General features: G+C 72.4%; 7 protein-coding genes and 1 pseudogene. 3 read left to right on the top strand and 5 right to left on the bottom strand.

Annotated features, from left to right (window positions below; translation table 11 throughout):
* Positions 1-156: 156 nt before the first annotated feature.
* The 4 genes and pseudogenes from MXD62_RS31825 to MXD62_RS31810 all read right to left on the bottom strand — a co-directional run.
* Positions 157-603 (bottom strand): annotated as a pseudogene (locus tag MXD62_RS31825) (helicase); the annotation flags it as partial.
* 397 nt (positions 604-1,000) lie between these two features.
* Entirely contained in the window at positions 1,001-1,588 is a 588-nt protein-coding gene (locus MXD62_RS31820) for a type 1 glutamine amidotransferase domain-containing protein (protein ID WP_248833069.1), read from the bottom strand.
* A 78-nt stretch (positions 1,589-1,666) separates the two neighbouring features.
* On the bottom strand, positions 1,667-2,329 hold the full coding sequence (locus MXD62_RS31815) for a hypothetical protein (protein WP_248833068.1): 663 nt from the start codon (positions 2,327-2,329) through the stop codon (positions 1,667-1,669).
* Positions 2,330-2,448: 119 nt separating this feature from the next.
* The gene (locus MXD62_RS31810) at positions 2,449-3,429 is read right to left on the bottom strand and encodes an alpha/beta fold hydrolase (protein ID WP_248833067.1); all 981 of its coding nucleotides are present in this window, start codon (positions 3,427-3,429) and stop codon (positions 2,449-2,451) included.
* A gap of 142 nt (positions 3,430-3,571) precedes the next feature.
* Here MXD62_RS31810 and MXD62_RS31805 point away from each other — a divergent pair, with 142 nt between their 5' ends.
* Entirely contained in the window at positions 3,572-4,786 is a 1,215-nt protein-coding gene (locus MXD62_RS31805; protein WP_248833066.1) for an acyl-CoA dehydrogenase family protein, read from the top strand.
* A gap of 189 nt (positions 4,787-4,975) precedes the next feature.
* On the opposite strand, the gene MXD62_RS31800 is transcribed toward MXD62_RS31805, so the two are convergent.
* Positions 4,976-6,391, bottom strand: a complete 1,416-nt coding sequence (locus tag MXD62_RS31800; RefSeq protein ID WP_248833065.1) for a hypothetical protein — start codon at positions 6,389-6,391, stop codon at positions 4,976-4,978.
* Positions 6,392-6,685: 294 nt separating this feature from the next.
* Here MXD62_RS31800 and MXD62_RS31795 point away from each other — a divergent pair, with 294 nt between their 5' ends.
* Together MXD62_RS31795 and MXD62_RS31790 are read left to right on the top strand one after the other, a co-directional pair.
* Positions 6,686-7,063, top strand: a complete 378-nt coding sequence (locus MXD62_RS31795) for a hypothetical protein (RefSeq protein ID WP_248833064.1) — start codon at positions 6,686-6,688, stop codon at positions 7,061-7,063.
* Positions 7,064-7,257: 194 nt separating this feature from the next.
* Positions 7,258-8,268: a S1 family peptidase gene (locus MXD62_RS31790; protein ID WP_248833063.1), complete on the top strand. Its 1,011-nt coding sequence runs from the start codon at positions 7,258-7,260 to the stop codon at positions 8,266-8,268.
* The last annotated feature ends 509 nt before the right edge of the window (positions 8,269-8,777 follow it).

The following is an 8,777-nucleotide window of genomic DNA, read 5'->3' as shown; positions in this document are numbered from 1 at the left end:
TCCGGCAGGGCATCAGGAACGCCGAGCCGGCCTCCCTCAACGACTGATCACGGCACTGGCCGCGGCGCAGGTCGTGGGCGGGGGGGGCGCCCGCCCCGCCGGGGGGCGGGGGCCCCCCCCCCCCCCCCCGCCGGCGGCGCCGGCCTGCGCGAGGTAGGCGCGGGGGTCGAGCGGGTCGTCGGCGAGGCCGGTGACCCGCCGACCGCGGGTGCGCAGATGGCGGCGGCGGGTCAGGCCACGCGGATCGGCGATGGTCGCCTGGTAGAACGCGGTGGCCACGGGCGCCCGCCAGTCGACCAGGATCGGCTCCTGTTCCTGGTCGGTCAGCCCGATCCGGCCGATGTAGGTGCGCCCCCCGGCCGCGTGGTCCATCGCGCCGAAGCACAGCCGCCCCTCGGCGGCGTCGAGCCGGGCCAGCCGGTCGGCATGCGTCGCGGCGAACACGTCGCGTTCCACGATCGACTGCGGCGTGCCGGTGCCAGCCTCGAGCAGCACCTGTCGGAGTTGTCCCTTGGTGGTCTCCCGGACCTCGTCCAACCGGCCGTAGAGGGTGTCGACGTAGGCCTGCTCACGGGCGAGCTCTCCGTCACGTGTCGTCGGCACCGGATGTCCCTTCGGGTCGGGTGGCGGGAGGCGGGAGGCGGGCCGGGAGGAGGTCCCGGTGCGGGTACACGGGCGCCAACAGCCCGCCACACCCGGATCATCCCGCCCGCCGAAGCGCGCACCACGACGTGTCCCGCTGTCGACCTGCCGCGTCTCCCGGACGGGCGCCTTCGCCGGCCACGGCGCCGGCCGCTCCCCGGGAGGTCATCGGGAGGTCACCGGGCCAACGCTGGCCCGGCACCAACCGACCCCGAAGGACGGCACGCGGCTGCCGGTGGACGGATCGGGCGCGGATTCTCCTCGGCCACCCAGGCTACGTCCAGCGCGGCGCCGCGCGGCCGACGGCCGGGGTGACGGTCGCCGTGCCCGCCGCGCGGCGGAGCCCGCCGGGCCGCGTTCAGACGTGCGCCGGCGCCAGCTCACCGACGAGCGCGGACTCGAAAGCCGGCAGATCACCCGGCCGCCGGCTGCTGATCAGCGGACTGGGCCCCGACCGGCAGATCACGACCTCGTCGTCGACCCAGGTGGCACCGGCGTTGCGCAGGTCCGTCCGCAGGCTCGGCCAGCTCGTGACCCGCCGGCCCCGGACGACGTCGGCCTCGATCAACGTCCACGGGCCGTGGCAGATCACGGCCACTGGAAGACCACGGTCGAAGAAGGTCCGGACGAACGGCACGACGCCCGGCTGCCAGCGCAGGGTGTCCGGATTGGCCACCCCGCCGGGAAGCACCAACGCGTCGAAGTCACCCGGGTCGGCGCTGGTGACCGTCGCGTCCACCGGGAAGGTGTCGGCACGATCGAGATGGTGGAACGCCTGGACCGTCCCCTCCTCCGTCGAGACCAGGACCGGGGTGAACCCGGCGTCGCGCACGGCCCGCCAGGGTCCGGTCAGCTCGACCTGCTCAACGCCTTCCTTCGCGGTGAGGAACGCGACCTGGCGCGCGGTGTCCGCACGGCGGCCCGCGTCATGACCGAGATTCGTCATGCTGTTCACTCCCTCGCTGAGGTCCGTTCAGCGGCCTGGGCCCCGGTCCCGGGCAGCCTGTCCGTGGTGCCGAGGCCGTCACCCGCCGGGGGCCGCCGCCTGCCGCACGTCGTCGGCGTCGTGCTCGAGCCGGGTGCGCACCAGCGCCGCGACGAGGCGCGGTACCTCCTCGCGTTCGACGAGGTCGCTCAGGTCCCGCGGGTCGGTCGGCAGGCCCAGCTCGGCCGCCGCCGCCAGCGCCCGCTGGTCCGCGTAGGGCACCAGCTCGTCCCAGGCGGCCTGGGCCTCGCGCAGGAAGATGTCCGCGCCGACCGGCCCTATCCCCTTGATCTTCTGGAGCAGGACCCGCTCGCGGTCCGGGGTGCGCTCCGCCGCGTCGCGCAGGCGCCGGATGTCGCCGTCGTAGGTGTCGAGCAGGTAGGCGCAGGCGTCGCCGAGCGTGCGCGAGGTGCTCTCGTCGTAGCGGGCGTACCCGCTGCGGTTGAGCACGCGGGCCCGGTCCGCCCACGACGCCTCACCCAGGGCGGCCGCGGACGTCCACCCCTGCTCACGCAGCGCACGGAACGCGCCGACGGCGATCGGCGTGCGGATGCGGGCGCTCGCGAGCAGCGCGAACACCAGCAGTCCGAACATCGACTCAGCCGTGTCGGCGGGGACGTCGACGTCGATCTCCTCGGCGTACGTGCGGCCGTGCCGGGCGAGCAGTTCACGCACGATCGCACCGGTGTCAGTTCCAGCCATGAGACTGGGCTACCCGCGACGGTCCCCCGCACTCCCGGCCCGCCTGCCGGCGCCGCGCCAGCGCAGGGGCCGGCACCGCGCCGGCACCGCGGCGGCCCGCGGTCGGAACCACCGGCGCGCTAGGCGAAGGCGAACTCCCGGATCAGGCGGACGAGTTCGTGCGGGCGGTCGCTCTGCACCGCGTGGCCGGCGCCGTCCACCACGACGGAGCGCAGCGCCGGCAGACGGCGGCGGAACTGCTCGACGTCGTCATCATGGACGAACCGGGACAGCGCCCCGCGCACGAGCAGTAGCGGGACGGTGATCGTGTCCACCTCCTCCCACAGGCTGTCCATGCCGGTCACCTCGGTCGTCGCGCCGGGGCCGCCCAGGTCGTAGCGCCACGCCCACCGGCCGTCGGCGCGCTGGTAGGCGTTGTGCCGCACGCCGCGGCGGACGCCCGAGGCCGGCCGGTTCGGGCTGAGCCGGACCGCCGCGTCGGCCATCTGCTCGAACGAGTCGTAGGTGGGCTGGCCGCCGACCAGCGCCACCGCGCCGCGCTCCGCGGTGTTCATCGCCCGGCTCCGGTCGGCCGACTGGGGGGTGACGTCCACGATGACCGCGCGCCGGCACAGGTCGGGCCGGGTCGCGGCGAGGTGGATGGTGGTGGCGCCCCCGAGGGACATACCGACGATGACCGCCGCGTTCGGCGCCAGCTCACCCAGCGCCGTCGCCACCGCCGCGCCGCTCGCCCACGGGCCGTAGTTCCGGTCCGGACGCCGGAACGACCGGCCGTGACCGGGCAGGTCGAAGGCGATCGCGGGCCGGCCGAGGGCCAGCACGACCGAGTCCCAGGTATGGGCGTTCTGACCGCCGCCGTGCAGGAACACGATCTCCGGGTCGGCCGTCCCCCATCGGATGTGGCTCAACCGCCGCCCGGGTTCGACCTCCACGTGGCCGCGGGTGACGTCCGGCCGGCCCTGATAGGGGATGCCCAGCTCGTCGGCGTTCTCGTGGAGCAGCCCGAACTCGTCGTACTCGTCGCGCTCGTAAGCCTGGTCGTGGTCGTGGTCGTGCTCTTCGGCGTCCAGCGTGCTGTTGATGTTCGGCAGATCGGCCATGATCCCGCCTCGCTCTCGTCACCGCCTGTTCGACCGCCCGGCACCGCCCGACGCTGCGGCCGACGGATCGTCAAGGGAGAATGTAGGACCCATCGGCGCGACACGTACCGGTCCGGACGGCCGGGGCAACGAGAGGAAACCAGTGAGCGGCTTCAGCCTCGACCTCACCGACGAGCAGACTGAGCTGCGGCGGTGGGTGCACGGCTTCGCCGCGGACGTCGTCCGCCCGGCGGCGGCCGAGTGGGACGAGCGGGAGGAGACTCCCTGGCCAGTGATCCAGGAGGCCGCCAAGATCGGCCTCTACAACTTCGACACGCTGGCCACGCTGTGGGCCGAGGAGACCGGCCTGGGCCTGCCGCTCCTCTCCGAGGAGCTGTTCTGGGGCGACGCGGGCATCGGCATGTCGATCATGGGAACGTCGCTGGCGGTCGCCGGGATCGCGTCGGCCGGCACGTTCGACCAGCTCGGCGAATGGGTGCCCCAGTGCTTCGGTGACGCCGCCGACCCGAAGGTGGCCGCGTACTGCGTGTCCGAGCCCGAGGCCGGCTCGGACGTCTCGTCGATGCGGGTCCGCGCCCGCTACGACGAGGCGACCGACGAATGGGTGATCAACGGCCAGAAGGCGTGGATCACGAACGGCGGCATCGCGAACGTCCACGTGGTCGTCGCCTCGGTCGACCCGACGCTGCGCGGCCGCGGCCAGGCCGCGTTCGTCGTCCCGCCCGGCACCCCCGGGCTGACCGGGAACAGGAAGATCAAGAAACTCGGCCTGCGGGCCTCGCACACCGCAGACGTCTTCCTCGACGACGTCCGGGTGCCCGGCCGGTGCCTGCTCGGCGGCAAGGAGAAGCTGGACGAGCGGCTCGCCCGCGCCCGCGAGGGCTCCCGCTCCGCCGGCCAGGCCGCCCTGCAGACCTTCGAGATGACCCGCCCCACGGTCGGCGCGCAGGCGGTGGGCATCGCCCGGGCCGCCTACGAGTACGCGCTGGACTACGCCCGCCACCGCGAGCAGTTCGGACGTCCGATCATCACCAACCAGGCCGTCGCGTTCGCGCTGGCCGACATGCGGATGGAGATCGACGCGGCCCGCCTGCTCATCTGGCGCGCCGCGTGGATGGGCCGCAACGAGCGGCGCTTCGAGGCCGGGGAGGGCTCGATGTCGAAGCTCAAGGCCGGCGAGGTCGCGGTGTGGGCGACCGAGAAGGCGGTGCAGATCCTCGGCGGCGCCGGCTACAGCCGCGAGCACCCGGTGGAGCGCATGTACCGCGACGCCAAGATCTACACCATCTTCGAGGGGACGTCGGAGATCCAGCGGCTCGTGGTCGCGCGGGCCATCTCCGGAATGCGCCTCTCCTGATCCGCGGATGGCGGCGGTCGGAGCCGCACGGCGCACGGATTTACCGGATTGAGTCGCGGAATCCCGGCAACATACGGGGTCTGCCGACGTGAAGCGGTCTTCAATCTGGCGTAGGCCGGACCGCCGACGCGGTAACGGGGGCGATGTCGGGGGCATCGACTGCGTCTGGTGGTCCGGCCGGAGGGCGCGTCAGCCGCCGGTGAGGTTCGCCGCACTGACATAGGCCACGCTCGCGTGGCTGTCGACCGGGCGGCCCGACCCGTCGACGCACCGGACGGTGGCGGTCACGTCGCGCGGCTTGAAGCCCGACGTCCAGTTGTCCACCGAGCACCTCGAGGTCGGTTCGCCGTAGGCGGTCACGCTGAGGTGGTCGGGCGTCCCGGCGACGCCGGGAAGGACCACCTCGTAGACGCCGACTCCTGTGCGCCGCACCGTGTTGACCGACCCGGCGCTGTTCGCCGAGTAGCGCGCCCAGGCGTCGACCGGGTCCCCGAGCGGCGCCGGCTCGAGGGGTCCGCCGTCGCGGACAATGCCGGTGAACAACTGCGCGAAGTCGCTCGCGCCGGTCGGCACCAGCGCGTTCCGGTCGGTGTGCAGCAGGACGAACGGGGTGTCCGCCAACGTCGTGCCGTCGGCGCAGCCGACCAGGACGGACTGCCGGTCGGCCTTGACCTCCCGGCCGAGGACGTTGCACCCGGCGGCGGAGGTACCAGCTGCGTTGACCTGGAGGTTGTTCCCGGGGCGGACGAACTCCGACCCGACCAGGTCGACGGCATAGCGGCCGGTGCCGAGATGGTGGACCTGGACCATGCCGGGCCCGGACACGCTGTAGGCGTCGCGGGGCCGGGAGTCAGCGCGGCCGCCCTGGTCGAGGTGCACGTACGCATATGGAGGATCCCCGACCGGTGGTCGGTAGCCCTCGGGCACGTAGGTGAACAGAAGACTGAACCGGGAGTCGACGAAGTCACCGGACGGACGGCGGCAGGCCAGGTTGACGCGCTCGTCCAGCCGCTCGGGCGGCCCGGACGCCGATCGCGCGCCGGTCACCGCGCCGGGCTCGCCCGGTGGTGGCGCCACCGCGTCCCAGTCGACGATGTGGCAGTGGGCCGGCGCGGCCGCGTCGGTGACGGCACCGGACGGCGCGTCGGTGTCGGCATCCGCGGCGCCGGTCGTGGCTGGGTTCGGGCCGGTGCCGGTTCGGCCGGCCGCGGCGGGCCCGCCGATCGCGGTCGCCAGGGCGACTCCGCGCCGCCGCGACACGCCCAGGCCGGGAAAAACCACGCTGTACCGGCCCACGGCCGTACGGGAGATCACCGGTCGGGCCTCGGCCAGGGCGTCGACGACCTGCCAGCTCCCGGCCGCGGCGGAGTCGGGGGGCTCCAGCGGAGCCGCGGGCGACACGACGTCGGAGCGCAGGAAACCCCAGCGGGGGCCGATGGGATCGCCGTTCCCGGCACCGCCGTTCCCGCCCTCACCGGGCCCGCCGGCCGCGTACGCGGCGGAATCATCACGGACGGCGGCGAGCGTGACGAGCGTCACCGCGGTGATCAGCGCCAGGACGGCGAGCACCGCACTGGTCACCGTGGCCCGACTAAAACGCGGCACGCGTCCAGCCCTTTCGTCGTCGGCGCTCGCGACCGCGGCCGTGCCCACCCCATCCGGGCGCGAGGTATGTCGTTGCCGAGAATGGCACAACTGCGGGTGCACCCGCACAGAGACCCCGGGCATGCACGTACCAGGCCAGATCATCAGGTACCCGACACATCAGCGCGGCTGCGGCAGGTGAAACGGTCCGTGGCCGGTGGGTCCCTCCACGCCCGCCGCTGCGCCGAAGCGGGCCGCCGGGCGACGACAATCACCGTGCCGACATCACCCCGGCGACCCGCAGGAGGACATTCCATGGGACGGTTCAGGCCGATTTTCCGCCGCGGTGGCCTCGGCTTTCTGCTCGCGGTTCTGGCGGCGACCGGGGCCGCGTGCCAGCCCGGTCCGGTGCGCGGCCCGGGCGGTGGGGCCGATTCCCCTCCCGCGGCCGACACAGATGCCACACCACGCCCGGACCCGGAAGACCTACGCCGTGTCTCGGCGGAAATAGAACGCCGGGTCACGGCCTATGCCCAGGCCCATGACACCTCGTACTCCTTCGGGGTCTACATCGATTCCGGGATAGGAAGGGTCATCCTGGAGACCGACGCCCCCGCGAACGTGACGGACCAACTCGTCGGCGCCGACGCCGATCTCGTCCAGATCCGGCGGGAAAAGGTCGAGGACTACTAGCCGCGGACATCACCGCACAACGCGCTGTTTGTGCGGCTTTCCTTGTCAAGAAGGAGACAGGCGTCGAAGCCTCGACGCTCCGAACCACCTCGGTACTGTGCCGACGATCTCCAGTGATTCGGAGAGATGCACCAGGTGAGCAGACAACCTGAACGCATCCGACAATCGTTCTGCAGATTTTCGGAGAGTACTAGGTGAGAAATTCCAGATCGAGGCTCCGCTGGGGCGGAGCCGGCCTGGCGATGGCCGGATTCACCGTGATAGCGAGCACGATTCCGGTGTACGCCGCGAACTCGTCAGGCGACAGCAAGGCGACCATCGCGGTAGACAACGCGGTGGCCGCTCCGGCCGCGGATGCCACCTTCGCGACGGACCAGGTCGCGGCCGATCTGGCCGCGACCTCAAGCACGGTCGGGTCGAAGGTCGTCTCCTTCGTCCAGACCAAGGGCACCTCCTACACCTTCGGCGTCTACGCCGACCCCGACCTGGGCAAGGTCATCGTCGAGACCGACGCCCCCGCGCGGGACGTGGCCGCGCTGCTCGGCAAGGACGCGAGCCAGGTCGTGGTCCGCAAGGGGAAGGTCACCGACCTGTTCAGCCGGCGCGACGACATCCCCGCATTCTGGGGTGGCGCCGGGATCAGGTCCGGTGGGGCCATCTGTTCCTCGGGCTACACCGTCGCCAACTCGGCGAACACCCGCTACCAGGTGACCGCCGGGCACTGCGCGTCCAACGGCGCGACCGAGGTCACGGAGCTGGGCAACCGCACCTTCGGCGTCGTCAGCGACAACGGTCTGCCCAGCAAGGACATGGAGCTGCTCGGCGGTCAGTCGTACGGATCGTTCATCTACGGCGGCGGCGTCAACAGCAGCACCGGTTACCACGTCGCCGGCGCCGGCAATCCCGTCGTCGGTTTCACCAACTACTGCCACAGCGGCCGCACGACGGGTGAGAACTGCGGGCACACCGTGCAGAGCGTCACGGCCACCGTCTGCACCAGCAGCGGCTGCAAGTCGCCCGTGGCCGCCTTCACCGGCGGTGTCCTCCCACAGGGCGGCGACTCCGGCTCGCCGTTCTTCGTCGGCTCCACCAGCGGCACCGACAAGCACATCCGCGGGCACGTCATCGCGGGTAACGGAACCACCTCGTACGCCGAGCTGTGGAACAACGTCGCGGCACGCTACGGCGTACATATCGTGACATAGTTCTCGCACGCCTGTTCGCGAACCGGTCGGCCCCGAGCGCATTCCTCTCGCCCGGGTCCGGCCGGTCTCTCGTTTCAAGGCCCACCACCTACCGGAACGCCGTTTCCCGTCCACCGGCCGCGCGCCGGACGACAGGCGTCACGCGGCCCGGCAGCGCACACACAGGCATCCGGGGCACGCGTTACAGGAGGTGGTGGGCCGGGCATTCCGGCCAGGAGACCGTCGACGGTCGGGGGCCCGCCGGGTCCGGGGCTGTCGACGTGGCTCCGCCGGCCGTCGAGGCGGCCCGGACCTGGCTGTTCCCGCCCACCGCCGGTGGCCGTCCCGGTGGGCTGCCGCGCGGGCACGCCACCCGGAACAATCGCACAGCATTGTCGGAGCACCGACACCGACCCCGCGCCGGCGGGCATGTCCGCCCAAAGACAGCCGGGCGGGGTGCGCTTTCACCACCGCCCCCGCATACAGTGATGCCGACTGCGCAGGATTCTCTTCCGATTCGCGGGAATGGC

Source organism: Frankia sp. Mgl5 (assembly GCF_023242985.1).
Taxonomy (GTDB): domain Bacteria; phylum Actinomycetota; class Actinomycetes; order Frankiales; family Frankiaceae; genus Parafrankia; species Parafrankia soli.
This window is presented reverse-complemented; position numbering and strand designations above follow the sequence as displayed.

Excerpts from the sequence above, each read along its gene's own strand:
- MXD62_RS31820 (WP_248833069.1), bottom strand. The coding sequence starts at position 1,588 with ATGACGAATCTCGGTCATGACGCGGGCCGCCGTGCGGACACCGCGCGC.
- MXD62_RS31815 (WP_248833068.1), bottom strand. The coding sequence starts at position 2,329 with ATGGCTGGAACTGACACCGGTGCGATCGTGCGTGAACTGCTCGCCCGG.
- MXD62_RS31810 (WP_248833067.1), bottom strand. The coding sequence starts at position 3,429 with ATGGCCGATCTGCCGAACATCAACAGCACGCTGGACGCCGAAGAGCAC.
- MXD62_RS31795 (WP_248833064.1), top strand. The coding sequence starts at position 6,686 with ATGGGACGGTTCAGGCCGATTTTCCGCCGCGGTGGCCTCGGCTTTCTG.